Origin of the sequence: Synechococcus sp. MU1625 (assembly GCF_020514205.1) — a bacterium.
GTDB lineage: Bacteria > Cyanobacteriota > Cyanobacteriia > PCC-6307 > Cyanobiaceae > Parasynechococcus.
In genome coordinates this window covers 1-24,281 of sequence record NZ_VTLA01000005.1, presented here as the reverse complement: position 1 = coordinate 24,281, position 24,281 = coordinate 1, and the positions used below count along the sequence as shown (strand labels likewise).

Genomic DNA, 24,281 nt, shown 5'->3' with positions numbered 1-24,281 from the left:
GCCCGCTCGTTGCGCACCCCATGTCGGACTCAACCCCGTCGCTGCCGAATTGGCTGTCTCGGGGCATGGCCGATTTGTTCCCGGCCGGCGACCCGAGCGATGCTGATCAGGCTCTGGCGTCACGGCTGGTGCAAGCCGGGAAGGAGGGCAGGCCGCTTAGGGTGAAGCTGGGCATTGACCCCACCGGCAGCAACATTCATCTCGGTCACAGCATCCTGTTCCGCAAGTTGCGGGCTTTCCAGGACGCAGGCCATACGGCGGTGTTGATCATCGGCGATTTCACCGCGCGGATCGGCGATCCCACGGGCAAGAGCGCCACCCGGGTGCAGCTCAGCAAAGAGCAGGTGGCTGCCAACGCCTCCACCTATCTGCGCCAGCTTGGGCAGGACCAGCCCAAGGAGACGGCACTGCTCGATTTCGAAACGCCTGGACGCCTAGAGGTGCGATACAACAGCGAGTGGTTGGAGGGAATGGACCTGCCGGCTGTGATTGGGCTGCTCGGCACCGGCACCGTGGGCCAGATGCTGGCCAAGGACGACTTTTCCAAGCGTTATGGCAGTGGCACCCCCATCGCCCTGCATGAATTCCTTTACCCGTTGCTGCAGGGCTACGACTCGGTGGCGGTGAACGCTGATGTGGAGCTGGGGGGCACCGATCAGAAGTTCAATGTGGCCATGGGCCGTGATCTGCAGCGCCATTTCGACAAGGGCACCCAGTTCGGCCTGCTGCTGCCGATCCTGGTGGGTCTCGACGGGGTTCAGAAGATGAGCAAGAGCCTGGGCAACGTGGTGGGGCTGGAAGAGGATCCGCTCTCGATGTACTCCAAGCTGGAGAAAGTCGGCGATGGGGCGATCAACGACTACGTGACGTTGCTCACCGATCTCGATTTGGCCTCGTTGCCGGAGAACCCGCGCGAGAAGCAGAAGGCGATGGCCCTGGCGGTGACCGCCAGCCGCCATGGTCTGGCGGCGGCGGAGAAGGCGCAGAGCGATGCCGCTACCTTGGTGGGCGGAAGTGGTGATGCCGGTGCCGATGTGCCCGAGGCGTCGCTTGCAGAGGTGAACTTCCCGGCCAAGGCCTTCTATCTGTTCAGTGCCGTGGGCATCTGCGCCAGCAGCAGTGAGGCCCGCCGTCAGATCAAAGGGGGTGCGGCGCGCCTGGATGGGGAGAAGATCACCGACCCGAACCAGGAGTTTTCGTCGGCAGCGGAGCTGGAGGGCAAGGTGCTGCAGCTGGGCAAGAAAACCTTCCGGAGGCTGACGGCTTGAGCTGCCAGTAATCCCCCTTTTGGGGGATCCGCCAAGAGAGAACTGGCGCGATGGTGAGTTCATCCGAGCGATGAACAATGACAGCGCCATGTCTTGAGGCTGAATGCAAATCCGATCAGCAAATTGCTGCTGATTTCTTGTCTTACCTGCAATCGCAATTTGAGGATCCTGTCGCGTATGAGGTGGAGCCGACGCGACTGACTGGAGGCTTCGATGCTCGGCTGTATCGCTACCAGCTTGTTGATCAGGAGCCACGGGTCCTCCGCATTGAGCGTCCTGAGCGCAAAGAGGAGGGGCTTCTATATCACCAGTTTGTGTATCAGACCCTGAATCAGCAGGGTCTCAAGACTCCTCTGATTCATCATGTTTGTGGAGATAAATCGATTTTAGGTGGGGTCTTTGCGGTTATGGATCTCTTGCCCGGCCGAACTGTGTTTGAGCTGGCTCCAGAGCTTCATGCCAAGGTCTTGGGTGAGTCGATGGCCACCATGCACGAGATGGATGTGAGGCCCATCGTTGAAGCCTTCAGGCAGTCTGATGTCCCTGAAGAGCTGTATTTGAGTCCAATTAGTCATCAAAAGGCGTTGGATTCTGTGGAAGAAGCGCACCCATGGGCTTCTGGTTTGATTGGTTGGTTGCGCACTCATTTGCCTCTTGATGGGAGGAATCTCGCTGTGATTCATGGTGACTATCACGGGAATAATGTGATGTTTGATAATGGCTCTGTCTCAGGGGTTCTGGACTGGTGGTTTTCTATTTCTGATCCAGCTGTGGATCTGGCTCATACAATGAATGTATATCTGATTTTCGCGCGCCAAATTGATCCGACGATGTCGCCTCATTTGTGGGATCAGATCATGGATGGGGCTCTCAAGGTTTATCAATCCGTCAGGCCTCTAAATCACGAGCACATCAAGGCCTTTCGTGTGTTTCACCTCTTCGGAGTCTTCATTGCTGGTGCCACTGGTGTTGGCCTCGAATTCACGCGAAAGCCTGAATCGCAGCGCGACTATCTGAGCTTCATTGAGCAAGCAACAGGCCTCACGCTGTCGCCCTCAGCCTGAATCTCGGTCGAGATGCACCTGCCGGGGGGACAGGATGGACGCCAGACCCCCCGCTTGCCTTGGCTCCGACGCTCTCCTCTGACCCCGCCGATCGGATCATCGTGGCCCTCGATGGCATGGCGCCAGAGCAAGCGCTGCATTTTGCCGCCCAGGTGACGGGGCTGCGCTGGGTGAAGGTGGGCCTGGAGCTGTTCGTGCAGGCCGGCCCTGAGGTGGTGGCGCAACTTCGGGATCAGGGCCTGCGGGTGTTTCTCGACCTCAAATTTCACGACATCCCGGCCACGATGGCGGGGGCTTGCCGGCGGGGGGCTGCGCTGGGGGCGGAGTTGATCACAGTGCATGCCTGTGCTGGCAGCGAAGCTCTCAAGGCGGCCCAGGCTGCGGCGGTGGAAGGAGCCCAAAGGGCTGGGCAACCCGTTCCAACGCTGCTGGCGGTGACGGTGCTCACCAGTTGGGAGGAGCAACGGTTGCAACGGGAACTCGCCATTGCCCAGGGCATTGCCGAACGGGTGCCGGCGTTGGCGCAGCTGTCGGCAACTGCCGGCATCGGCGGCTGCGTCTGTTCACCCTTGGAGGCCGCGGCGCTGCGGGCGCAGCACCCGGAACCGTTCGCGTTGGTCACCCCTGGAATTCGCCCCAAAGGCACCGCAGTCGGTGATCAAGCCCGGGTGATGGGGCCCGCCGAGGCGATTAAAGCTGGGGCCAGCCAATTGGTGATCGGCCGGCCGATCACCAAAGCCGATGACTCCAGCGCCGCGTTTGCGCAGTGTTGCGGGGCGCTTTGAACTTGAAGCTCAGGCTTTCTGCCCGATTTTGGGTTCGGTGCCCGCCAGCAGCCGCTCGATGTTGCTGCGGTGCCGCCACAGCACCATCAGGCTGGCCACCAACGACACCACCACATAAGCGCTGCTGCCACCGGAGAGAACCATCAGCATCGGCAGGCCGATGGCGGCCACCACGCTGGAGAGCGACACGATTCGGCTCAGGCTGATCGTGGCCATGAACAGGCCAAAGCAGGCCAGCCCCACGGGCCAGGCCAGGCCGAGAAACATGCCGAAGCCGGTGGCCACCGCCTTGCCGCCCTTCCAGCCCAGCCACACCGGCCAGATGTGCCCCGCCAACGCGGCCAGGCCTGCCAGCACCTGCACCCAGTCGTTGAGTCCAACGCTTTTGGCCAGCAGCACCGCTAGGGCGCCCTTGCCCACATCCACCAGAAACACCACTAGTGCTGGCCCCTTGCCCACGTTGCGCAGCACGTTGGTGGCGCCGGTGCTGCCGGAGCCGCAGTCGCGCAGGTCGATGTCTTTGAGCCAGCGGCCGGCGAGGTATCCACTGGGGGTGGCTCCCAGCAGGTAGCCGATGGCCAGGAGCAGCAGAGCAGTGAGGATCACAGCAGATCGTCGTCGTCGAGGCGTTCACCCGGTCCGGCCGCGAAGGCCAACCAGAGGGGGAACTGAAGCACAGGGATGTCGACGCTGCGCTCAGCGGCGTCGATCAGGATCAGTGGCACTTCGCCCCGCTCCTCCAGCCGGTCGGCCCGTTCCACCAGGGCTTCGGGGCGTTCGAACAGCACGATGCCACTGCTGGGGCCGAAGTCTTCCCGGCCCAGGCCGAGGGCATCTTGCAGGCCCCGCCGCCATTCGCCGAGACGTTCGGGGCCGCCGGCCAGCACCAGGCATTGGAACTGATCGCCGTAGAGCTCGCCGATCACCGCGATCAGGGCGGCACTCACCAGGATGTTGCGGGGCCGGGTGCCGCGGCTGGGCTGGGCGCCGCGTCCGCCTTGATTGAAAAACCAGTCTTCAAGTAGGGCCGTGTCACGGTCGTCGATGCTGCGCCGCAGAGTCCAGGGATCGGCGTAGACGTCGGGCTGTTTGAGGAACCGCTCCAGGGTCTGGCGGATCAGCTCTTCGTCGGGTCGGAAGGTGTCCGCCACCGCCTGAGGCGGTGTGCTTTCACCGCTGCTGTATGGCGCCGCAGCGCTGTCTGCGGTCTGATCCAGGGGCGATGGCTTCACCACCATGGGCTGGACCACCAGCTCCAGGTTTTCCACGCTCTGCGCCAAATCCTGCAGGGCGCCGCCCAGGTACTCCTGGAAGCCCTTCACGCGGCGGGCGATGGCGTCGGACTGGCCGGCGAAGTTGGCCTTGAGCTCGGTTTCGAGCTGCTCTTTACGGCTGGTTAGGGCGGTGATTTCCGCCTCCAGCGCATCGCGGCGGATTTGCAGGTCCTTGAGAGCCAACTCCATTACGGGGTTGGTCTCCGCCGCGTCTGGCTCGCAGCTGGTTGCGCTGTTGGGGTCACCTGTTGATTCCGTAGAGGCTTGCTCCGTTTCAGGCGCCTGGCTGGTCAGGTCGGTGTCGTCGGGCATTGCGTCAGCTGCCGTGCTCTCCATCCCTCTATTCCAGCCGAAGGGGCCGCAGAAAAAAAGTCGGCATCACAACTGTGCTGTTGGTGCACGATATTGATTCGATTTATTCACTATTTCGATACGAAATCGTGTTGAGGCTAGGGCGTGGTCGTGTCGTTGTTGGGCACTTCTCGGGATCCAACCCTCAGTTCCAGTTGTTCGCGCAGCTCCTTTGGGCTGAACAGGATTGGTAGAAAGTGAATGCTCTGGGTTTCACGGAAATAGAACAGGCCCGGCAGCCAGGGGGCGAACAGCCGCCAGCTCAGCCATTGGTCGTAGGGGAATCGGCGCAGCTCGCGGCCGTTCTGCCAGACGATCAGAGCCTCCTCCTTAAATTCCAGGCGCAGGCTGGCGCTCTGGATCAGCAGAAATAGTCCGAATAGCGACACGACCAACGTGGGCCAGGGGGTTAGCGGTAACGGCAGCAGTGCCAGTCCGAGGCCCACCACCAGCAGCGGCAGCCGCACGTCCGGCTTGAGGGTGACGGGGGTGGGGGTTGAACTCATGTTCCGAACAGCACCTGGGTAAGAACGACATCCATCAGGGCCACCAGGATCAGAATCATTACCACCGCGCCGGTGGTGCTGGTGCCCACTTCCTTGGGGCCGCCGCGGGTGGTCAGCCCCCAGCCGCAGGCCACCGTCGCGATGATCAGCCCGAAAACCAAAGCCTTCACCAGCATGAATGGCAGGTCAAGGGGGTCCATCCAGGTGCGCACCGACGTCCAGAACACCGCCGGCGGGATGTTGTAGAGGGCCGTGCTGGTGAGTTGGCCCGACCACACCGCAACGAGGAAGAAGAAGAAGCACTGCACCGGTGCCATCACCACCATGGCGATCATTCGGGGCACCACCAGGTACTCCACCGGATCGGTGCGCAGCATCGTGATGGCGTCGATCTGTTCCGTCACCTTCATGGTGCCCAGCTGGGCTGCGTAGGCAGTAGCCACCTTCCCGGCCAGCAGGCATGAGGTGAGCAGGGGAGCGATTTCCCGGGCCAGGCCGATCGCGAGGATGCCGCCCACCGTCGATCCCGCTCCCTGGCGGGTGAGTTCGGCGGCGACCTGAATGTTGAACACCGAGCCTGCAGCTACGGAAATGATCAGCACGATCAGCACGCTGCCTGGGCCGGCCTCCAAAAGTTGATCGAACAGCTCCCCTCGATCGATGCGTCCGCGCAGGGTGGCTGCCACGGCCTGCCCCCCGATCAGCAGGCTGGATCCCAGGCGTTTGATCGAACGGGGCGTCTTCATCCGGCGGCCTTCTGTAGATGGGCTCCTCGGTCAGGCCAGCCTCGCATCACTGCAAGGCCGCAGAGCACAAGGATGGCTGGAAGCAGGCCCATGCACATGCGGATCGCCAGCAGGGCTGAAAACGGTTGTTCGATAAAACTCAGGGCTCCACTGCAGTCGCCCCCTTTGGCGGAGATGTACCCCGTGAGCGAGAGCAGGCTGCCGAACACCGACATGGTTAGGCCGATGATCAGCTTTTGGCCGAACACCATCCAGGCGGTGTAAAGCCCGGCGGGTTTGCTCGGGTCGGCGTCGATGGCATCGGGAAGCAGCGACCAGGGGATCAGATAGGCGGTGGCGGCCCCCACTCCTACGAGGGAAATCAGGCCGACCAGCGGCAGCAGTTGCGGCAGGCCGGGATCCGCCGGCAGGGGTGGGAACACCATCGACAGCAGGCAGGCCGTGATCCAAAGCCATGCGCCCCAGCGCAGGGCGGCCACCCTGCCGTTGCGGTTGCTGAGGGTGCTCCAGAGCTGAAGGCCCAGCAGGGCGGCGATCTGGAAGGGCAGCAGGATCCAGGTGGACTGGCTGGCGGGCACATGCACCACTTGCACCAGCCAGATCAGGGCAACCACCTGCATCAGTTGCAGGCCGAACCAGAGCAGGACGTACAGCCCCAGCACTTGGCGGAAACGGGGGTTGGCCAGCACCCGTTTCAGTTGCTGCATAGGTGCTTCGCTGGTGGCTACTGGGCGCTGGGCCCGTTTGGCGTAAGGGGCGAGTCCCCAGCAGCAGAGCAGCGTGGCGATGGCGGCGATGCTGCCCGTGATGCGGCCCATCGCCAGGTAGCCCCCGCCGCCATCGGTCAACACCACCGATGCCACGACGAGTCCACTGAGGCCAGCCAGGATCGATCCGGTGAATCGCGCCGCATTGAGGCGGGTGCGAATGGCGGTGTCCGGCGTTAGTTCGGTGCTGAGCGCGGCGTAAGGGAGGTTGACGCTCGTATAGGCGGTCATTAAGAGGATCGCCATTACCGCGTAGTAGCCCGTGCGTTGCCAGGTATCCCCGGGGGGGACCCACCACATCGCTGCCAGGCTGATCCCCAGCGGTAGGGCTGCGGTCAGCATCCAGGGCAGTCGCGGCCCCCAGCGGCTACGGGTGTGATCGCTCAGCCAGCCGATCATCGGGTCATTCAGTGCGTCCCAGACTTTGCTCACTGTGAGCAGGGATCCGGCGATGTAAGCCGGTAGGCCTGCGGCGCAGATGAAAAAGGGGAAGAGATAGAACCCCAGCTGGGTTGCGGCAAGTCCAGTACCGGCATCGCCCAGGCCGTAGGCGAGCATCAGCCTGCGGCGAGACCCCTGCAGGGATGCGTCGGTCGGTGTCACTCGGAGGCTTCGGGCAGGCGAATTGCCATAATGAACGCGTACTCACGACACCACCAGCCCTGCGGCACTGGTTCGTTTGTACTGCGCGGGTGTTGTGTAATGGTAAGACCTCAGCCTTCCAAGCTGATGACACGGGTTCGATTCCCGTCACCCGCTCTGTTTACAACCGAAGATCGGTTGTCTCCTCATCGGCGAGCAGCAGCACGAAGCTTCTGCTCTGCAGCGGAATCTCTACACCGCTGAAGCTGGCCGGTTCTGCCGGAAAATCTTTGGGACTGGGTAACGACGTGTCGATCACCCGCTTCCAAGGGGAGGCCGGAATCGGCAACTCAAAACTGAGGCTTTCCTTGTAGGCGTTGAAGCCCATCCATAGAAGTGCGCCGCGGCTGCCGCTGTGGAGGCTGGTGGCCGTGGTGCGGCTCCAGGCCGCCCAGTCGGGTTTGGCCAGGCTTACTCCGTGCCATTGACGCCAAAGATCGCTCTGTTGTTGAGCTGATTTGCGGTTGCTCTCCCGCGGCGGCACCAGAGGGTTAAACAGCTGCGGCAGGGCCTGGCGCAGGCGCAGCAGGCGTTGCAGAAATTGCTTGAGTTCCAGGTCGCAGTGGTCTTCATCCCAGACCATCCAGCCAAGCGGGCTGTTCTGGCACCAGCTGTTGTTGTTGCCCCCCTGGCTGCGGCCCACTTCGTCTCCCATCAGCAGCATCGGCACGCCACGGGCCAACAGCAGTGAGCTGAGCAGGTTGCGTTGCTGACGCCGACGCAGGGTTTGCACTAGGGGATTGCTGCTGGGGCCTTCAATGCCATGGTTCCAGCTGTTGTTGTGGTTCTCGCCGTCGCGGTTGTCTTCGCCGTTGGCCAGGTTGTGTTTGCGGTTGTAGCTCACCAGATCCGCAAGGGTGAAGCCGTCATGGGCGGTGATGAAGTTCACCGAACGCCCCAGGGCGACCGGTTTGCCGTCATAGAGATCAGGGCTGCCCTTGAACCGCTGGGCCAGGGTCCAGGTGCTGTGCTCGTCTCCTTTCCAGAACCGACGCACCCCGTCGCGGAAATGGCCGTTCCAGGTGCCGATCCGCTCGGCGGGAAAGTCTTCTAGCCGATACAGGCCGCCGCAATCCCACGGTTCACTCACCAGCTTGAGGTCGCTTAGGTGAGGATCGGCCTCCATCGCCGCGAACAGGGGTGGCTCGTCCAGGGGTTTGAGTTGATCGCCGCGGCTCATAGCGATTCCCAGGTCGAAGCGGAAGCCATCCACCCCCAGCTCCAGGGCCCAGCAGCGCATCGACTCGAGGATCAGCTGGGTGCTGATTGGTGCATTGGCGGCGATCGAGTTGCCGCAGCCGCTCACGTCTTGATACTCGCCGACCTCGTTCTGGTGGTAGTAGACGTCGTCGGCACAGCCGCGCCAGCTCAGGGTGGGGCCATGGCGGTTGCCTTCGGTGGTGTGGTTGTAGACCACATCCAGCAGCACTTCGATGCCGGCGTCATGGCAGGCGGCTACCAGTTGGCGCACTTCATGACGGGCCTGCAGCGGGTCGCCACTGCTGCAGTAGCCGTGGTGCGGTGTGAACCAACTCAAGGGGCTGTAGCCCCACACATTGTCGCGTCCGGGGGGGGCATCTGCAGGGTCGAAGCAGAACACCGGCAGCAGCTCAACCGCCGTGATGCCTAGCTCCGTGAGGTAGGGCAGCTTTTCGATCAGTCCGAGGTAGGTACCACGGTGTTCAACGGCGACCCCTGCATCCTCCCGGCGGGTGAAGCCGCCCACATGTAGCTCATAGATCACCGTGCGTTGCCAGCTGTTGCGCGGTCGGGGATGGGCCTGAAAATCGAACAGATCCCGTTCGCAGACCACCCCTTTGAGGCAGGCGTGGGCGTTGGGCGAGGGACCGGTGGCTAGCACCCGGTCGTAGACATCCCAACCGCTGATGGCGCGAGCGGCGGGGTCCACTAGCACCTTGGAGGGGCGGAAGCCGTGCTCCCCCGCAGCCAGAGGCCCGAAGACGCGGTAGCCGTAACAGCAGCCCTCGCCGAGACCTTCCACCTCCACGTGCCAGTAGTCGCCGGAGCGGTGACGTCGACTATCCAGTTCGATCACCCGCTCCGGACCGCGGTCATTGCCGTTGACGTAAAGCAGCAATTCGATGCGGTCGGCCCCGGGGGCCGCCAACACGAAGTTCACACCCCTGGTGGTAATGCTGCTGCCAAGGGGCCAGGGAGAACCGGTGTGAATGCCACTCAAGGCTGCTGGGGCATCTCGACTTCAAACTAGTGGTTTGGTCCGTTGTGTGAAGCGATGGCGATGACCACCACACTTGAGGCCGGTCGGCCGCCGCAGCAGCTGCGCGACAACCTCTGGTTGTTTCCGCCCAACCGCGACAGTCAGGGCGGCAGCGCCTGGTGGCTGGATCTGGATCCCGAGCCGGTGTTGGTGGACTGTCCGCCGTTGACGGAGGCCAGCCTCACCGCCCTGCGTCAGCTGGCGGGAACGCGCATCCCAAGGATCTTGCTGACCAGTCGTGAAGGGCATGGGCGCCTGCGTCGCCTGCAGGAGCGTTTGGGCTGGCCGGTGCTGGTGCAAGAACAGGAGGCTTATCTATTGCCTAATGTTCAGCCGTTGGAGACCTTCGTTGAGCAGCACACCACCGTCGCTGGAGTGCGGCTGTTGTGGACGCCGGGTCCGACGCCGGGAAGCTGTGTGGTGTTCGCACCGGCACCAAATGAGCTGTTGTTCTGCGGGCGTTTGCTGACGCCATGGGCTCCAGGGCAGCTCGCACCCATGCGCCATGCCCGGACTTTTCACTGGTCCAGACAGCTCAACAGTCTGGCCAAACTCAAGGGTTGGATTCCCCCAGATGCCAGTCCCCATCTGTTGTCTGGGGCTGCACTCGGTGCCCTGCGTGGGGAGCGTCTTGTTCCCTTTGGTGGGTGGCGTGATGTTGCGCAGAACTGCTAAAGCATTGCGGCACAGGACTTTTCGCTTGCAGCAACCGGTTGCTCTCCATACGATTGGGCCGCTTGGGGAAGGCAGCGGCGAGACCACTACGCCGTTTTTGAGCCGTCTCCCGCCCCCCGACTCTCTCTAACCAATGAACAAAGCTGATCTGGTGAATCTGGTGGCTGCTCGCACCGAGCTCACCAAGACCGACGTCTCCATGGTTGTCGACGCCGCCATCGACACGATCATCGACTCTGTGGTTGAAGGCAAGAAAGTTTCCATCCTGGGTTTCGGTTCGTTTGAGCCCCGTGAGCGTTCTGCCCGTCAGGGTCTGAACCCCAAGACCGGAGAGAAGATCGCGATTCCTGCCAAGCGTGTTCCCGCCTTCACCGCCGGCAAGATGTTCAAAGATCGCGTTCAGGGCTGATCCACGGTTCACCTTTCGTTCTCCAGGCGGCCCGATGGGTCGCCTTTTTTGATGTCTGTTCCGGAGCACCTGCAGCAGCATCTGGAGGCGGGCCGAGCCCTGTGGGCTGGTGGTGGCTACCGCGGTCGTTTTGCCCCGTCGCCCACTGGGGCTCTCCATCTCGGCAATCTGCAGACGGCTCTGCTGTCGTGGTTGGCAGCACGTCAGGCCGGTGGTGCTTGGTTGCTGCGCATTGACGACCTCGACACACCGCGCAATCGCGCCGGTGCAGTTGAGTCGATCCAAAGGGATTTGGCCTGGCTGGGTCTGTCTTGGGATGGCCCCCCTGTGCTGCAGAGCGAACGGCGTGGCATCTATCACTCCTGGTTGTCGTGGTTGCGTCGTTCCGGTCGTCTTTTTGCCTGTCGCTGTTCCCGGCGGGAGCTGGCCGATCAACCGATCTATCCCGGGATCTGCCGGCAGGCTGGGCACGCCTGGGGCTGGCAGCAGCAGCGGCTCCCCAGTTGGCGCTTGCGGGTCGCAGATGATGACCCCCACGGCAGTGGTGATGTGGTGCTGCGCCGGGCCGACGGGTTCATTGCCTATCAGCTCGCCACCGTGATCGACGAACTCAGCTTTGGCATTACCGATGTAGTGCGTGGTGCCGATCTACGGGAAGCGTTGCCGGCCCAGCACAGCTTGTTTGATGCCTTGGGTCAACAACCGCCCCTGTTTCGGCATGGCCCGCTGCTGCGCGATGCCCAAGGACAAAAACTCTCCAAGCGAGTCGCTAGTTCAGGTTTGGAATCGCTTCGTGCCGCGGGGATGGATGCAGCCATGGTTGTCGGACGCTTGGCCTCGGGCCTCCAGCTGGTGGACCCCGATGCGCGGCTTAGTGCAACAGAGTTGCTCGAAGACTTGACGCATCAGGAGATCAATACGGTGATTTCTTAAGGATCACTTCGGGATCGCTCGAGGGATTTCGCCTCAAACTGAATTCATCTTCTGATCCTTGGGATCATGTGCACTTGCACCGTTTGTGGGGGCAGTGGAATGCAGCGTGTTTCGGGTGATCGCTTCCGCACCTGCATTGTCTGTCTTGGAACTGGACAGCTGAGTTCAGCTGTGCAGTCCGCACCGTTGAACCACCAGCCGATCAACGCCCCTGGTCTGGCCAAACTCAGCTGCCCGACCCGTCCCCTGGGCTGAGCTTCAGTGGGCTGAAACTCAGCCCAGGGGAGTTTTCTTGTCGTTCTGGATTACGAAGTAGGTCGCTGTCGCTACGACGATCAACAGAGGCACCGCAGTGAACAGCAGCAGAGCAAGGGCAGTCCAGTCTGTGTACACGGCGGTGTGATTGATCGTTGTTGCGGCATCATCTCAGTAAATCGCCCCCCTGAGCCCTGCTCACGCGCTCCGTCACAGTCCTGCTGGCTCTCGGCATGCTGGTCCCGGCGGCCCAGGCTTCGTCTCTGGCCGCCTTTCAGTCACGAGCCCAGCGCTGCTTTGAAGCGGGTCACCACCAGCTCTGTCAACAGGCTCTGCTTGAGGCGGAAGCCCTGCAGCGACGGGCATCGGCTCGCAGTGCGTACCCCTGTCAGACGCTGTTGCTGGGCGTCCAGGCCGACCTGATCATGCAGCAACTGAAGGCTGGCCGCGGTGCTCAGGCCGTTGTGGATCTGCAGGCTGCAACCCGCGGCTGCGCTGGGCTCTGAAGCGAGAGCCTGGTCGCCGATGTGTTTCTCCCACGTCCTGTCATTGACCAACAATGACCGGTGTTGTGCTTCCCCCGCGGATGGGCGGTACCACCTTGGTTTTGCCGTCCCACTTATCGAGAAAGAGCTTGTAGAGGACGCTGTCATTAAGCGACTTGGTCAATGTTTGAAACTTCAGGGCTTCTTGCTCTGCAATTTGAACCTCTGTTTTTGCGCGTAGAAGCTGCTGTTGAGCAATTTGTTTTTGTTCGATTGCTGCTCTGTATTCTTCGGCGATCTTGAGGCCAGTGATATCGAGGCCCTTCACGGCCACATAGTCGAATTTGCTCAGTTCGTTTGAGACGCTTTCTTGCACAAGGGTGGAGATGTTGTTCCAGTCAGTTGCGATGGTGTCGAGTTCATACTTCGAGAACACCGACTTCAGAGACTTCAGCAGTGATGGCTGAATCACCCTTGCATAGATTGCAGAATCGTCGGTGGCAATGGTGCTGTAAATCCTTGGCGCCTCCCCAGGTTTGACGGCGTATTTCACCGTTGCTGTTGCTTCGATTACCTGTAAATCCTTGGTGAGTGTCGAAAATTTTTCGGGAATAACTTGTGTTCTTACGCTGAAGTTATGGGTCGATTGGATGAAAGGTAGTTTTAAATTCAAGCCTGGTTCTCGAGGGGTATCGGAGACTTTCCCCAGGGTTGTGACAACGCCAACTTCGCCAGCGGGAACTACGAAAACAGTCGATAAGAGGGCGATGCCACCAATGAAGACCGTCGTGATGCCGACCACTGTTTTTGTGATCTGCTCTGGTTGGCCCTTGGATTGCATGATGATGGCGTGAATCGATAATTAAAATATTAGTGATCCCTTGTTGGTTGTGATGAAAAAATATTCTGGGGATTTCTGGGTTGGGTCTGCTGCAATTTTTGTTGCTTCGTTGATGAGCAGTGTGGTCAGTTCTGTTGTTTGGTGTAGGCCTGGATCGTTTGTGCTCCTGAAGATCAGTGGGGAAGGCCCCTCATCAACCAGGACTCCATCACAAAGAACAGAAGGAAGAATCCAACAATGCCTGCAACGAGGAGCTTGCCGTTCATTGAATTAGCTCCTTACTTCTCTGTGCATCCAGCTGATCCAGTCAGCAGAAATGTCCTGTGGACAGACCGCTTCGCATTCCAAGTTGCTGCTGCAGCTTCCGAAGCCCTCTGCCTCCATCTGGCGCTGCATGGCATCGGCGCGTCGGGCCCGTTCCGGTTGCCCCTGTGGCAACTGACCCAAATGCGCCAGTTTGGCGGCCACGAACAGGCTGGCTGAGGCATTGCGGCAGCTGGCGACGCAGGCACCACAACCGATGCATGTCGCTGTGCTGAAGGCGCTCGTGGCTTGCTCCCTCCCCACCGGCAAGGCGTTGCCATCCGGGGCCTGACCAGTGCCTGTGGAGCAGTAGCCCCCGGCGGCGATGAGGCGGTCGAAGGCGGAGCGGTCCACCATCAGGTCCTGGATTGTAGGGAAGGCCCGTGCGCTCCAGGGTTCCAGGGTCAGCACCGTGCCATCGCTGAACTCCCGCAGGTAGAGCTGGCACACCGATGTGGCGGTCCGAGGTCCATGGGCCTGGCCATTCACGAGGAAGCCGCAGCTGCCGCAGATCCCTTCGCGGCAGTCATGCTCGAAGCTCACGGGCCGTTCTCCAGAGCTAATCAGTTGTTCATTGAGCTGATCAAGTGCTTCAAGCAGGGAGAGGTCGGGGGAGACGTTCTCCAGCAGATAGCTCTGATGTGTCCCGGGTTGATCGGCGCTGCTCTGGCGCCAGATGCGCAGGGTGAGTTTCATTTGTAGCTCCGGGTGCTGGGTTGCAGCGTGGTGAACTGCAGCGGTTCGCTGTGGCGGATCGGCTCTCCGTCTGTGTTGTGCCGCCATGCCGCGATGTGGGCGAAGTTGGCATCGTCGCGACGGGCTTCACCGTCTTCACTCTGGTGTTCCTCGCGGAAGTGGGCGCCGCACGACTCCTCTCGGGCCAGGGCATCCCGCAGCATCAATTGGGCAAGCCCGAAGAAGTCTTTAACCCGCAGAGCTTTCTCTAGCTCGGCATTGGGACCGCTGGCGTCGCCGGGCACCCGCACTTCAGTGTCGAAGCGCTGTTCCAGGGATCGCACCTGCTGCAGCCCCTCCTGCAGACCATTGGCATGGCGGCTGATGCCGCAGCGGTCGATCATCACGCTTCCCAGCTCTCGATGGAAGCTGTCCACCGGGGTGTTGCCCTTGCTGTTGAGCAATTGGCTGATCCGGGTGCGGGTGCTCTCCAGGGCCTCGCGGCAGGCCGGGTGGTCGGTGGAGAGATCCTCGGCCGGTGTGCTCGCCAGCCAGGCCGTGACCGTGGACGGCGCGATGAAGTAGCCATCGGCAAGCCCTTGCATCAAGGCGCTGGCCCCGAGTCGGTTGGCGCCATGCTCGGAGTAGTTCGCTTCCCCGAGCACAAAGAGGCCTGGGACCGAACTCATCAGGTGGTAGTCGACCCAGAGGCCGCCCATTGTGTAGTGGGGGGCGGGATAGATCCGCATCGGCTTGCTGTAGGGGTCGTCGCCACTGATCCGCTCGTACATCGTCATCAAGTTGCCGTAGCGCGCAGCAATGGCCTCGCGACCTTCGGCTTTGATGGCATCGGTGAGGTCGAGGTAGACCGATCGCCCCCCCGGGCCGACGCCATGCCCGGCGTTGCAAAGCTCCCTGGCTCGCCTGGAGGCGACGTCCCGCGGCGTCATGTTGCCGTAGGTGGGATAAAGCCTCTCCAAGAAGTAGTCGCGCTCCTCTTCAGGAATCGCATCGGGAGATCGTGTCTCGTCCGGTTTTTTGGGCAGCCAGACCCGCCCGTCGTTGCGCAGGCTTTCGCTCATCAGTGTCAGCTTGCTTTGGAAGACATCTCCACTAGGAATGCAGGTGGGATGAATCTGGGTGAAGCAGGGATTGGCGAACAGGGCTCCTTTGCAGTGGGCTCTCCAGATCGCACTGGTGTTGGACTTGAGCGCATTGGTGGAGAGGAAGTAGACGTTGCTGTAGCCACCGGTGCAGAGCAGGACAGTGCGGGCGGTGTGCACCTCCAGCTCACCGCTCAGCAGATGGCGCGCCACCACACCGCGGGCGACCCCATCCACGGTGATTAGCTCGAGCACGTCCCGGCGGGTCAGCAGTTGGACGCGACCCAGCTCCACCTGGCGCATCAAGGCCTGGTAGGCGCCGTAGAGCAATTGCTGGCCGGTTTGACCACGGGCATAGAAGGTGCGGCTTACGAGAGCACCGCCGAAACTGCGGGTGGCCAGGCTGCCGCCGTATTCGCGCGCGAACGGCACCCCCTGGGCGACGCATTGGTCGATGATGCCGCTGCTGATTTCCGCCAGCCGCTGGCAGCCCGCTTCCCGGGCCCGGAAGTCGCCTCCCTTGAGCGTGTCGGCGAACAGGCGGCTGACGCTGTCGCCATCCACCGCCACAGAACGTGCGGCATTGATGCCCCCTTGGGCCGCCACCGAATGGGCGCGGCGGGGGCTGTCGTGGAAGCTGAGCACTGTCACCCGGTAGCCCTGCTGGGCCAGGGTCGCGGCGGCGGAAGCCCCCGCCAGGCCGGTGCCCACCACGAGCACATCCAGCTGCCCTTTGCGCAGGGGGCTGATCAGCGGCAGCCCTTCGCGGGTCCGTCGCCAGGCATCGGCGAGCGGACCGGAGGGAATCCTGGGGTCAGGCCAACCACTGCTCATGCCAATCCTCCGACAGCAAGTCCCAGGCTGATCAGCAGGAAGCCTCCTCCGATGACAGACGCCAGCAGGCGCCCCCCCCAGCGGATGCTGGGGCCATTAACCGGGGTCAGCAGCCCCAGGTTGCGGTGTGCTGCCTCAGCACCGTGCAGAAGGTGCAGCCCGATGGCCAGGCTGCCGGCGGCATAAACAAGCAGGCTGATCGGTTGCTGCAGCACCTGCATCAATGCCTCTCTCTCCAATCCGTCTGCAGGACGGGGCCAACGCAATTGCTGCAGGTGCAGGGTTAGGAATCCCAGCGTGATGATTCCTGCAGCGACTTTGCTGCGGCTGGCGAGAGCCGCGAGCGGTCGACCACGACGGCTGCGCAGCGCAGCTGTATTGCCAGCGCGACGATTTCGAAGCGTTTTGGCGACGGTGAAGACCAGATGAATGGTTGCGGTGGTGGCCAAGCTGACCTCCAGCAGAGGGAGCCACGGCTGGTGATGCAGGGTCGTGGCGTACAGCTCGAACTTCAGCGGTGCGATCAGGGCGGGCAACAAACCGGCCAGATGAACCACAAGAAACAGCACCAGCAGCAACCCGCTGATGGCCGATCCAATGCGCATCACGTTTGGCACCTGAATCAATCCCAAAACACAGGATTTCGGCTGGGACGATACCTGCCGTAGTTGAGTTCTCTCGGCATCAGGTCTTCACTGATTCCCACACAGATCGTATTCAGGGGCATTGAAAAGCTGCTGCCGTCTCGATCGAAAGGCCCTTCCACATAGGCCCCGATGCGCTCAGCAATGAGGAACCCGAAGAACAGCAGAATTCCCGTAAGCGCTGACCCCTGGCTTTCAAACGACAGCAGCAACTGGGTTCCGAACACCCAATTGATCACACGAACGAAGAGGTCGTAGGGCGGTGGAATCGGGGTGTTGCGGATCCGTTCGAGACCGCCAACGGCATCGGTCATGGCATCACTGATCTCCAGCAAATGCTTGCGGCCCCACTCGGTGATCCATTGATCTTCGGCCAGTTTCTGAATGCCCATCATTCGTTGAACCGAAAGGCTTCGAACTGTGCTGTCGTCTGGCAGTGCGAGCTGATCAAGCAGTTCTTGCCGCATCAGATCTAGGTCTGGATGCCAGAAGTTGCGCAATTGAAAGTTCAATTGCCAAACAATGGCCACCTGAAGCTGCACCAACTGCTGTGTTCGTGCACTGCGCCATTGCTGCTCGTTGAGCAACCCGCGCAGGCCGTCGGCCCAGACACGGCTTTTATTTACAACTGTTCCCCACAGTGTTCGCGCTTCCCACCAACGGCTAATGGCTTGGGTGTTGCGGAAACCGATGAAGATCGACATGGCGATGCCCAGTACCGCCACTGCCTTCGTGCTGAGCAACCAGTCCTTGAGGTGAATGTCGAGCGGGATCAGCACAACACTCATCAGCACCAGCATCGCCAGGTCCACTTTCGCCCGCTTCACCAGTTGCAACGCCACACGCCAGTAGTCGCGTTGGTTCGTGGCCGCCGGGTTCCCGTAGTTGCCTGGTTCGAAGGCCAGGCCTCTTGAGGAAAGGATCACAGAACGTGCACGGCGCTGGTTTTCAAGTATTGCCCTTGTCATCGTGCGAAGAGTTCTTGGTGGCCGGACGTGCGCCTCTCGTCCCGTCGCATGCGCTGGCTGATCCCGTTGGTGGCAACAGTGCTTGTTATCAGCTTGTTGTTGCACCCCTTGCTGCACAAGACCCCATCTCTGCCTGCAAACACATCCCCTCCGGCTTTTGACTGGGACAGGCTTGCTCAAACTCTGATTGATGCGCCTGAGGATCAGAGTGGGTCCCCAGGAATCTTGCAAGTTGGCGCTTATGTCACGAACCTGAGTGATCTTGATCTACTTGAAAATCGCTTTTCAGTACAACTTTTTTTGTGGTCGATTTGGTCGGGTCCTGAGGATCAGAATCCCAGTGATGACATCACCGTCCTGAATGGCATTCATGACGGTGATGTGCAGCGCTTTGAACGGGTGCGTCGAGAGTCTCGTGCCGATGGTCGTGTCTGGAGCCTCTACCGCATTCGTACGCAGGCGGTCCAACGCTGGCAGCTGAGTCGCTACCCCTTTGATAGCCAGCACTTGAAGGTTGAGATTGGCTTCCTCGATCCGTTGAACCCGACTGCTTTGGAGGTGGTGCCATCCAATGGCTTCTCTTTGAGCCCAGGATTAATTCTGCCCGGTTGGTTGTTGCATGATTCAGAAGCCTTCCCTTCTCAAGTGTCACTGATGAGTGACCTGGGCTCGGGGATCGAGTCTGGATTGTCGTTGATTCGTCAGCACACGGTTGTATTTCAGATGCATTTGGAACGGGTGAGTTTGCTGTGGTTCACCCCTGATTTTCTTGGATACATTCTTGCAGTTGGCCTGTGCTGCATGGCGCTGCTGATTAGCCGCAGTCGTGATGATCTGATCCTTGCTGCGGTTGTTTCTGCAGGTGGTAATTATGTTTTTATTGCCGGGAAGCTTCCCGTTACAGCTATGAGTGGATTTATCGGCAATCTTCAGATCATTATTTTTCTCGGTATTCTTTATGTAGTAGGTGCGGATGAGGTTATTGATAATCATCTGGCTGAGTATTCGAAGCGTGTATCTGGGATTTTGCGGCGTTGTCTATTGCCAAGTTATTTGGCTTTCACTTTGTTTGGTGTTTACTTGATTATTCCCTCGAGCTGATGTCTGTACCTCGCTTTGGTTCGCAAACAGCTGCTTCGGTTGTTCTGAGTCTGCTGGTAGTGGTGGCAGCCTTCCTCGCGATCCGCCCAAGATTTTCGGAAGGCCAGCTCGATCTCGACAATAAGCATTTATTAACGGCAGTGGAAGTGCAGTCCCTCCCTGATGGTGTGCTCCCGGTAGTGCTTGGTCGTGATCTCGGTGATACGGAACGGGAGTTCAAAACACAGCTGTTGCGCTTGATTATGGAGCGCAGTGGAGTTGATTTTGCCTTTGGTCTAACTGCTGAAGATCTGTCGCAGGATGCAGCCATTGATGCCTTGGCATCAGGCCAGCTGGTGGGAGGCAAAAACCCCCATGCCATCACGATCGGTGCCTACGGTGCAGGTCGATCATTGAACGCGCGTTTGCGGGTCATTCCGATTCCCATTACTGGCGGTGTCTTGGGGCTTCGTGTTGGTTGGACCCACGACAAGCGCTTGCCAAGGTTGGCATCTGTCGACAACTTGAAGGAATTACGTGCTCTGACTCTGCTGCAGGGGAGTGGTTGGAGCGAGCTGGATATTTTTGATGCGGCTGGGTTGCGAACATTTGAAACATCTGGGGATAATTTATTTCGACTCGTTGATCAGCAGAGGGTTGATCTGCTGTTGCGTGGGGTAGCAGAAATTGAGGGTGAACAGGAAGTCGTTAATCGCTTTTCCGATGGAGTGGTTCTTGATCCTCATGTTCTTGTGGTCTATCCATTTGCGGGTTTCTTTTATGTCAGCCCCGACAACATGGAGCTGGCTGATGCTGTGACAGCGGGTTTTGAGGAGATTATTCGTGATGGCTCCTATCAGCAGTTGCTCGAGTCTCAGGTTTATACATCTTGGTTGCGTGATCGCCTGAAGCTGAAACAAAGACAGGTGATTTTTATTCCCAATCCAGAAGCGCGTGGTGTTCTCGATGTTGTTGATCCTCAGCATTGGATTGTTCCCTGGGGATTGCTGGCAGACGGAACCATCCAAACGGGTGAGCAGCTATGTGCCATTCCTGGCCTTGCTGCACTTTGTCGTTAGTGCGTGAAATTAGGCGGTCTGATGTGTTGTGACCAGATCGTTCGACTTAAATGCTAAGAGCGTTACCAACAAACACCGTGAACCAGTGCTGAAAGCACTTTAAACATGATGTGAAGCCGATGACCTGACTTGAACAGGCGACCCACGCTTTACGAAAGCGTTGCTCTACCGGCTGAGCTACATCGGCGTCGTGAGCAATTTAACATTTGCTCTGAATCCAACGGGGACGTTTGTCCGATAATCAGCGCTCCAAATCCAGCCTGGATCCCGCGTTGCGGGAGCGATTGCTCAAAGAGTCACAGACTCCCTGGCGGGGGCTCCGACGACTGCTCTGGTTCGCTCTCTTTGCCTCCGCTGGGCTCGGCCTGTTCACCATGGCCTTCCGTGCTTCCGCTGGCGACAGTGTCGACTTGGCTGATTTCGGGATCCAGGGCGGTGCTCTCCTCCTCTTCTCCGGGCTGCTCTGGTTCGACCGGGACAGGAGTGGAAGCAGTGGAGATTGATTCAGGCGAAGCCGATGGGTTGGCGTTTGCAGCAGCATCGACTTCAGCCTCAACGGCATCTTCAGCACTGTCATCTTCAGCACTGTCGACATCCAGTTCTGACTCGGTGCTGACCTCCTTGTCTTCGTTGTTCAGCACCAGCTCTTCAGGCTCAATGTCAGCAGATTCCACAGACATCTTCGCGGTGTTGTCTTTGCTCTCTTGTTCGGTGATCTTGTTTTCAGGGCCGTCATCCGTCTCCGGCTCCGCGGGTTCCGCGTCGATGGTTTCGTCGGGAATCTCGTTGTTCGGTTGATCGATTTCCGTTTTATATGCGTCGATGTCTCGGTCGACGTCATCACTGGCTGATGCGTCGACCTCCGCCACCTCAACGGCTTGATCCGTGTCGTTGGCTTCGGTTTCAACAGAGTCCTCAGGAATCCCCCGGTTGATGTCTGTGCTGTCTTGAACGGTGGTCTCATTTTCAGTGCCGTCATCCGTCTCCGGCTCCGCGGGTTCCGCGTCGATGTTTTCGTCGGGAATCTCGTTGTTGGACGGATCGGTTTCGCTTTTGTCCTGGTCTTGGCTGTCTTCATCAATGGCTGGCGCGTCGACGTCCGCCTCCTCAACGATGCCTTCAGTGCTTGGGTCTGCCTGAGCCTCAGGCCAGTCCAGGGCGGGGAGGTTGAGCAGCTGCAGGCCAAGGCTGGTGCGTTGCGATGCAACAGCTTCAGCCCGGAAGGTTGAATCAGCAGCCGCAATTGTTGTTGCCGAACCAACCAAGACCGCTGCGGCTTGAACCAACTGCTGCAACTGCCAGACGATCAGCCCCAGCAGCGGACTGACAAGCAACAGGCTGACGAGGCGGGACTGGCCCGAAACCGGAGAAAATTCATTCACCAGCACTGCTGAATCATCGAGCCACCAGAGGGTGGGCAGCAGGATGACCGCCGCAGCTACTACAGCAATGCGGCTGCTGAGACCGCTGTGCGATGCACTGATGCGGAGTTGATCGCTGCTGCGGCTGGCCAGCGGCTGACGCACCAGCAGCAGTGATCCCCAGTCGGCGGGGCGCCGCCATAACGCCACAGTCGGAGCCAGAACCCCGACGCCCCAGATCAGAAATCGCTCCACACCAGGCACAGGTCCCGGATCCGCGCCGGCTAGAACCAGGCGGATCACCAGCAGTTCCAGTGGGATGGCTCCAAGAGCCAGGCACTGAAGCCAGAGCAGTGGCTCGCTGCGGGGCTGCACGATCGCTTGCGGGGTCAGGTGGTGAGTTTGCGACGTTGGGTGACCATCTTGAAGGCTTCAATGCGATCGCCTTCTTCCCAATTGGCGAACCGATCGGTGCCGACACCGCATTCGAAGCCTGTGGCCACTTCCTTGACGTCGTCCTTGTTGCGACGCAGGGAGTCGAGGTCTCCCTCGTAGACCACCTGTTTCCCGCGATGGACCCGCACCCGGCAGTTGCGATGCAGCTTGCCAGTGTTGACATAACAACCGGCAACGGCACTTTTGCCGATGGTGAACACAGCGCGCACCTCGGCTTCGCCCAGGGCTTCTTCCACCAGCTCCGGCTCCAGTAGACCTTCCATTGCCATCTGGATGTCCTCCAGAAGCTTGTAGATCACGTCGTAATCGCGGACGTCTACCCCGGTGGCATCTGCGGCCTTCTTGGCTCCGGAGGCCATGGAGGTGTTGAAGCCCACGATCACAGCGCCGGATGCGGCGGCCAGATCCACGTCGGTTTCTGTGATCTCACCGGGTGCGGACAGGAGCACACGCACCTGAACCTCATCTTTGGGCAGCTGTTCGAGCGATCCGAGGATGGCTTCCACAGAGCCCTGAACATCTGCCTTGAGAATCAGGTTGAGTTCCTTGAGCTCGCCGTCATTCGCTTGACCGGACATGGCCGTGAGCGAGACCCGTCGCGATGCCATCTGTTGGGCGAGACGTGTGGCACGGGCATCGGAGGCACGATCGCCCACAACAGCCCGGGCCGACTTCTCGTCGGGGTACACCTCAAACTCATCACCGGCTGTGGGGACCTCGCTGAAGCCCAGGGCCTCGACGGCGAAGGAGGGACCGGCTGACTTCAGCCGTTGCCGGTTGTCGTCCACCATGGCGCGCACCTTGCCAAGCACCGGACCAGCGGCGACCACGTCGCCGGTCTTGAGGGTGCCGTTCTGCACCAGCAGCGTGGCCACTGGGCCTTTCGCTTTGTCGAGGTGTGCCTCGATCACGGTGCCGCGGGCCAGACGATCTGGATTGGCCTGCAGGTCTTCCACTTCGGTGACCAGTAGCAGCATTTCCAGCAGTTTGTCGATGTTCTCGCCCTTGATGGCGCTCACCGGCACCATCACCACATCGCCGCCCCAGTCTTCCGCCAGCAGGTTTTGTTCGGACAGCTCCTGTTTGACCCGCTCGGGAGATGAACCCTCTTTGTCGATTTTGTTGATCGCCACCACGATCGGCACTTCAGCAGCCCGTGCATGGCTGATGGCTTCAAGGGTTTGAGGGCGGACGCCGTCATCAGCAGCCACCACCAGCACAGCCACATCCGTCACCTTGGTGCCGCGAGCCCGCATGGCGGTGAACGCTGCGTGGCCAGGGGTGTCCAGGAAGGTGAGTTTTCGCGGCTCGTTGTTGTGCTCAACCTCAACCTGATAAGCACCGATGTGCTGGGTGATGCCTCCGGCCTCTCCCGCAGCGACGCGGGCCTGACGGATGGCATCCAGCAGGCTGGTTTTGCCGTGGTCGACATGGCCCATGACGGTGACCACAGGAGGACGTCGGATCAGATGAGCCTTGTCGGCTTCCTCGATCATTTCGACGGTCTTCTTCGCAGCCTCCTCAACGTCGTCCTGGAGCACCGGCACACCGAATTCTTCGGCCACGGCCTCGATCGTCGGCATATCCAGGGTCTGGGTGACCGTGGCGATGACCCCCTTGAAGAACAGGGATTTGATGATCTCCGAGCTTTCGACGCTCAGCATGTCGGCTAGTTCCTGCACCGTGAGGTTGTCCTCCGGCACCACGATCATTTCGGGCCGCACCTGCTTGGCTTCCCGGGCTGCCCGCAGCTCCATGGCACGCCGACGCTGGCGCTGACGGGCGGTTTCCTTCTTGCGCTTGCGCATCGCCGCCACCGGCTTGGGTGCCGTGCGCTGCTGCAATTTGGGTTTTGAGGGACGAGCCAGGCTCGCCGAGAGAACCATGTTCTCCTGTTCCCCGGCGAAGCCGCCGGTCTGTGCCGCCAGCGAATCATCGTTTTCTCCGATGATGTGGACCTTCTGGCGCTGCTTCTGCGGCGAGCGGCTGCGCAGGGCTTCCAGCTTGGCGCTGTCATCCCAATCCGGCCGACCGGGACGTCGCTGGCCACCAGGACCGCCAGGACGGAAGCTCGGACGACGTGGTGCCGATGGAGCGGTCGGACGTGCCACGGGGGGTGTGGCTGTCCCTGCACCGGCTTTGGTCGGTGCGTCGGGACGGCGGGGGGCCGGTGCCGTCGGTCGGCCGACCGGCTTCTGCAGCTGCATGAGCTCACCGGGAGCCACCGGTTTGCGCATTCCAGCGGGCATTCCTGGACGCCCAGGAGCTCCTGGACGGGTGGGAGCACCCGCACGTCCGCTGCCGGTCGTGCTGCCGTCGCGACGAATCGGTTTCCCAACCAGTTCCAGGGTGTTGCCACTGCGTGGGGGCATCCCTGGTCGACTTTGTCGGGTGGGGGTTCCCGGTCTGCTCGGTCCCCCCTGGCGTTGGGGAACGCCGGTGCCAGCAGGGCGACGGGGCACGGGTTTACCCACCAGTTCGGGCTTGGGGGTGGGGCGTGATGGGGCTCCGGGCTTGCTGGGGGCTCCAGCACGGGTT

The 24,281-nt window shown here is 60.7% G+C and carries 23 protein-coding genes, 2 tRNA genes and 1 pseudogene; 12 read left to right on the top strand and 14 right to left on the bottom strand.

The window, feature by feature from the left end; all coding sequences use genetic code 11:
- Window positions 1-20: 20 nt before the first annotated feature.
- The 3 genes from tyrS (at window position 21) to pyrF (ending at window position 3,117) form a co-directional block, all read left to right on the top strand.
- The gene (gene tyrS, locus FZX13_RS09255) at window positions 21-1,268 is read left to right on the top strand and encodes a tyrosine--tRNA ligase (protein WP_226409342.1); all 1,248 of its coding nucleotides are present in this window, start codon (window positions 21-23) and stop codon (window positions 1,266-1,268) included.
- A gap of 77 nt (window positions 1,269-1,345) precedes the next feature.
- The gene (locus FZX13_RS09250; protein ID WP_226409340.1) at window positions 1,346-2,332 is read left to right on the top strand and encodes a phosphotransferase family protein; all 987 of its coding nucleotides are present in this window, start codon (window positions 1,346-1,348) and stop codon (window positions 2,330-2,332) included.
- A 116-nt stretch (window positions 2,333-2,448) separates the two neighbouring features.
- A complete protein-coding gene (gene pyrF / locus FZX13_RS09245) occupies window positions 2,449-3,117 on the top strand; it encodes an orotidine-5'-phosphate decarboxylase (RefSeq protein ID WP_370630807.1) in 669 nt (222 codons plus the stop codon).
- A 9-nt stretch (window positions 3,118-3,126) separates the two neighbouring features.
- Here pyrF and plsY read toward each other — a convergent pair whose 3' ends face one another.
- From plsY to FZX13_RS09220, 5 genes are all read right to left on the bottom strand, one after another.
- Window positions 3,127-3,723 carry a glycerol-3-phosphate 1-O-acyltransferase PlsY gene (plsY, locus tag FZX13_RS09240; protein WP_226409337.1) on the bottom strand — a complete coding sequence of 199 codons (597 nt, stop codon included), beginning with the start codon at window positions 3,721-3,723 and terminating at the stop codon, window positions 3,127-3,129.
- The gene (locus tag FZX13_RS09235; RefSeq protein ID WP_226409335.1) at window positions 3,720-4,727 is read right to left on the bottom strand and encodes a DUF3086 domain-containing protein; all 1,008 of its coding nucleotides are present in this window, start codon (window positions 4,725-4,727) and stop codon (window positions 3,720-3,722) included. Before FZX13_RS09235 ends, plsY begins: the two co-directional genes overlap by 4 nt.
- A gap of 113 nt (window positions 4,728-4,840) precedes the next feature.
- The gene (locus FZX13_RS09230; RefSeq protein ID WP_226409333.1) at window positions 4,841-5,248 is read right to left on the bottom strand and encodes a DUF3119 family protein; all 408 of its coding nucleotides are present in this window, start codon (window positions 5,246-5,248) and stop codon (window positions 4,841-4,843) included.
- Window positions 5,245-5,994, bottom strand: a complete 750-nt coding sequence (locus FZX13_RS09225) for an ABC transporter permease (RefSeq protein ID WP_115093215.1) — start codon at window positions 5,992-5,994, stop codon at window positions 5,245-5,247. The genes FZX13_RS09230 and FZX13_RS09225 overlap by 4 nt, the downstream gene beginning before the upstream one ends.
- Window positions 5,991-7,319 (bottom strand): MFS transporter, encoded by a 1,329-nt coding sequence (locus FZX13_RS09220; RefSeq protein WP_226409440.1) that lies wholly within the window; start codon window positions 7,317-7,319, stop codon window positions 5,991-5,993. The genes FZX13_RS09225 and FZX13_RS09220 overlap by 4 nt, the downstream gene beginning before the upstream one ends.
- A 130-nt stretch (window positions 7,320-7,449) precedes the next feature.
- On the opposite strand from FZX13_RS09220, the gene FZX13_RS09215 reads away from it, so the two are divergent.
- Window positions 7,450-7,520 (top strand) — tRNA-Gly (locus FZX13_RS09215).
- Between the two features lie 4 nt (window positions 7,521-7,524).
- Here FZX13_RS09215 and FZX13_RS09210 read toward each other — a convergent pair.
- Window positions 7,525-9,603 (bottom strand): glycogen-debranching protein, encoded by a 2,079-nt coding sequence (locus tag FZX13_RS09210; protein ID WP_226409331.1) that lies wholly within the window; start codon window positions 9,601-9,603, stop codon window positions 7,525-7,527.
- Between the two features lie 54 nt (window positions 9,604-9,657).
- Between FZX13_RS09210 and FZX13_RS09205 the strand changes: the two genes are divergently transcribed.
- The 5 genes from FZX13_RS09205 to FZX13_RS09185 all read left to right on the top strand — a co-directional run bounded on the left by FZX13_RS09205 (window position 9,658) and on the right by FZX13_RS09185 (window position 12,420).
- On the top strand, window positions 9,658-10,317 hold the full coding sequence (locus tag FZX13_RS09205) for an MBL fold metallo-hydrolase (RefSeq protein ID WP_226409329.1): 660 nt from the start codon (window positions 9,658-9,660) through the stop codon (window positions 10,315-10,317).
- Window positions 10,318-10,450: 133 nt separating this feature from the next.
- Window positions 10,451-10,726 (top strand): HU family DNA-binding protein, encoded by a 276-nt coding sequence (locus FZX13_RS09200; RefSeq protein WP_006850925.1) that lies wholly within the window; start codon window positions 10,451-10,453, stop codon window positions 10,724-10,726.
- 51 nt (window positions 10,727-10,777) lie between these two features.
- Window positions 10,778-11,659, top strand: coding sequence for a tRNA glutamyl-Q(34) synthetase GluQRS (gluQRS, locus tag FZX13_RS09195; protein ID WP_226409328.1), 882 nt, complete (start codon window positions 10,778-10,780; stop codon window positions 11,657-11,659).
- Between the two features lie 99 nt (window positions 11,660-11,758).
- Window positions 11,759-11,914 carry a hypothetical protein gene (locus tag FZX13_RS09190; protein ID WP_226409326.1) on the top strand — a complete coding sequence of 52 codons (156 nt, stop codon included), beginning with the start codon at window positions 11,759-11,761 and terminating at the stop codon, window positions 11,912-11,914.
- A 233-nt stretch (window positions 11,915-12,147) separates the two neighbouring features.
- Window positions 12,148-12,420 (top strand): hypothetical protein, encoded by a 273-nt coding sequence (locus FZX13_RS09185; RefSeq protein ID WP_226409324.1) that lies wholly within the window; start codon window positions 12,148-12,150, stop codon window positions 12,418-12,420.
- A 40-nt stretch (window positions 12,421-12,460) separates the two neighbouring features.
- Here FZX13_RS09185 and FZX13_RS09180 read toward each other — a convergent pair whose 3' ends face one another.
- The 5 genes from FZX13_RS09180 to FZX13_RS09160 form a co-directional block, all read right to left on the bottom strand.
- Complete coding sequence (locus FZX13_RS09180; protein WP_115022265.1) at window positions 12,461-13,240, bottom strand: prohibitin family protein; 780 nt, start codon at window positions 13,238-13,240, stop codon at window positions 12,461-12,463.
- Between the two features lie 270 nt (window positions 13,241-13,510).
- Window positions 13,511-14,239 (bottom strand): succinate dehydrogenase/fumarate reductase iron-sulfur subunit, encoded by a 729-nt coding sequence (locus FZX13_RS09175; protein ID WP_226409323.1) that lies wholly within the window; start codon window positions 14,237-14,239, stop codon window positions 13,511-13,513.
- Entirely contained in the window at window positions 14,236-16,155 is a 1,920-nt protein-coding gene (locus FZX13_RS09170) for a fumarate reductase/succinate dehydrogenase flavoprotein subunit (protein WP_226409321.1), read from the bottom strand. The genes FZX13_RS09175 and FZX13_RS09170 overlap by 4 nt, the downstream gene beginning before the upstream one ends.
- The gene (locus FZX13_RS09165) at window positions 16,152-16,760 is read right to left on the bottom strand and encodes a succinate dehydrogenase cytochrome b subunit (protein WP_226409319.1); all 609 of its coding nucleotides are present in this window, start codon (window positions 16,758-16,760) and stop codon (window positions 16,152-16,154) included. The genes FZX13_RS09170 and FZX13_RS09165 overlap by 4 nt, the downstream gene beginning before the upstream one ends.
- 17 nt (window positions 16,761-16,777) lie before the next feature.
- Window positions 16,778-17,725, bottom strand: a complete 948-nt coding sequence (locus FZX13_RS09160; RefSeq protein WP_226409317.1) for a bestrophin family ion channel — start codon at window positions 17,723-17,725, stop codon at window positions 16,778-16,780.
- 90 nt (window positions 17,726-17,815) lie between these two features.
- Here FZX13_RS09160 and FZX13_RS09155 point away from each other — a divergent pair, with 90 nt between their 5' ends.
- Both FZX13_RS09155 and FZX13_RS09150 read left to right on the top strand, forming a co-directional pair.
- Window positions 17,816-18,868 (top strand): hypothetical protein, encoded by a 1,053-nt coding sequence (locus tag FZX13_RS09155; protein ID WP_226409316.1) that lies wholly within the window; start codon window positions 17,816-17,818, stop codon window positions 18,866-18,868.
- Window positions 18,802-19,926: a hypothetical protein gene (locus tag FZX13_RS09150; protein ID WP_226409314.1), complete on the top strand. Its 1,125-nt coding sequence runs from the start codon at window positions 18,802-18,804 to the stop codon at window positions 19,924-19,926. The genes FZX13_RS09155 and FZX13_RS09150 overlap by 67 nt, the downstream gene beginning before the upstream one ends.
- A gap of 114 nt (window positions 19,927-20,040) precedes the next feature.
- On the opposite strand, the gene FZX13_RS09145 is transcribed toward FZX13_RS09150, so the two are convergent.
- A tRNA-Thr gene (locus FZX13_RS09145) sits at window positions 20,041-20,113 on the bottom strand.
- A 43-nt stretch (window positions 20,114-20,156) separates the two neighbouring features.
- Here FZX13_RS09145 and FZX13_RS09140 point away from each other — a divergent pair.
- Entirely contained in the window at window positions 20,157-20,429 is a 273-nt protein-coding gene (locus tag FZX13_RS09140; RefSeq protein ID WP_166017945.1) for a DUF3493 domain-containing protein, read from the top strand.
- A 672-nt stretch (window positions 20,430-21,101) separates the two neighbouring features.
- Here the strand turns inward: FZX13_RS09140 and FZX13_RS09135 are convergent.
- Together FZX13_RS09135 and infB are read right to left on the bottom strand one after the other, a co-directional pair.
- Window positions 21,102-21,662 (bottom strand): annotated as a pseudogene (locus FZX13_RS09135) (low-complexity tail membrane protein); the annotation flags it as partial.
- Between the two features lie 14 nt (window positions 21,663-21,676).
- Window positions 21,677-24,281, bottom strand: a 2,605-nt coding sequence (infB, locus tag FZX13_RS09130) for a translation initiation factor IF-2 (RefSeq protein WP_226409312.1), incomplete at its 5' end; no start/stop codon positions are given.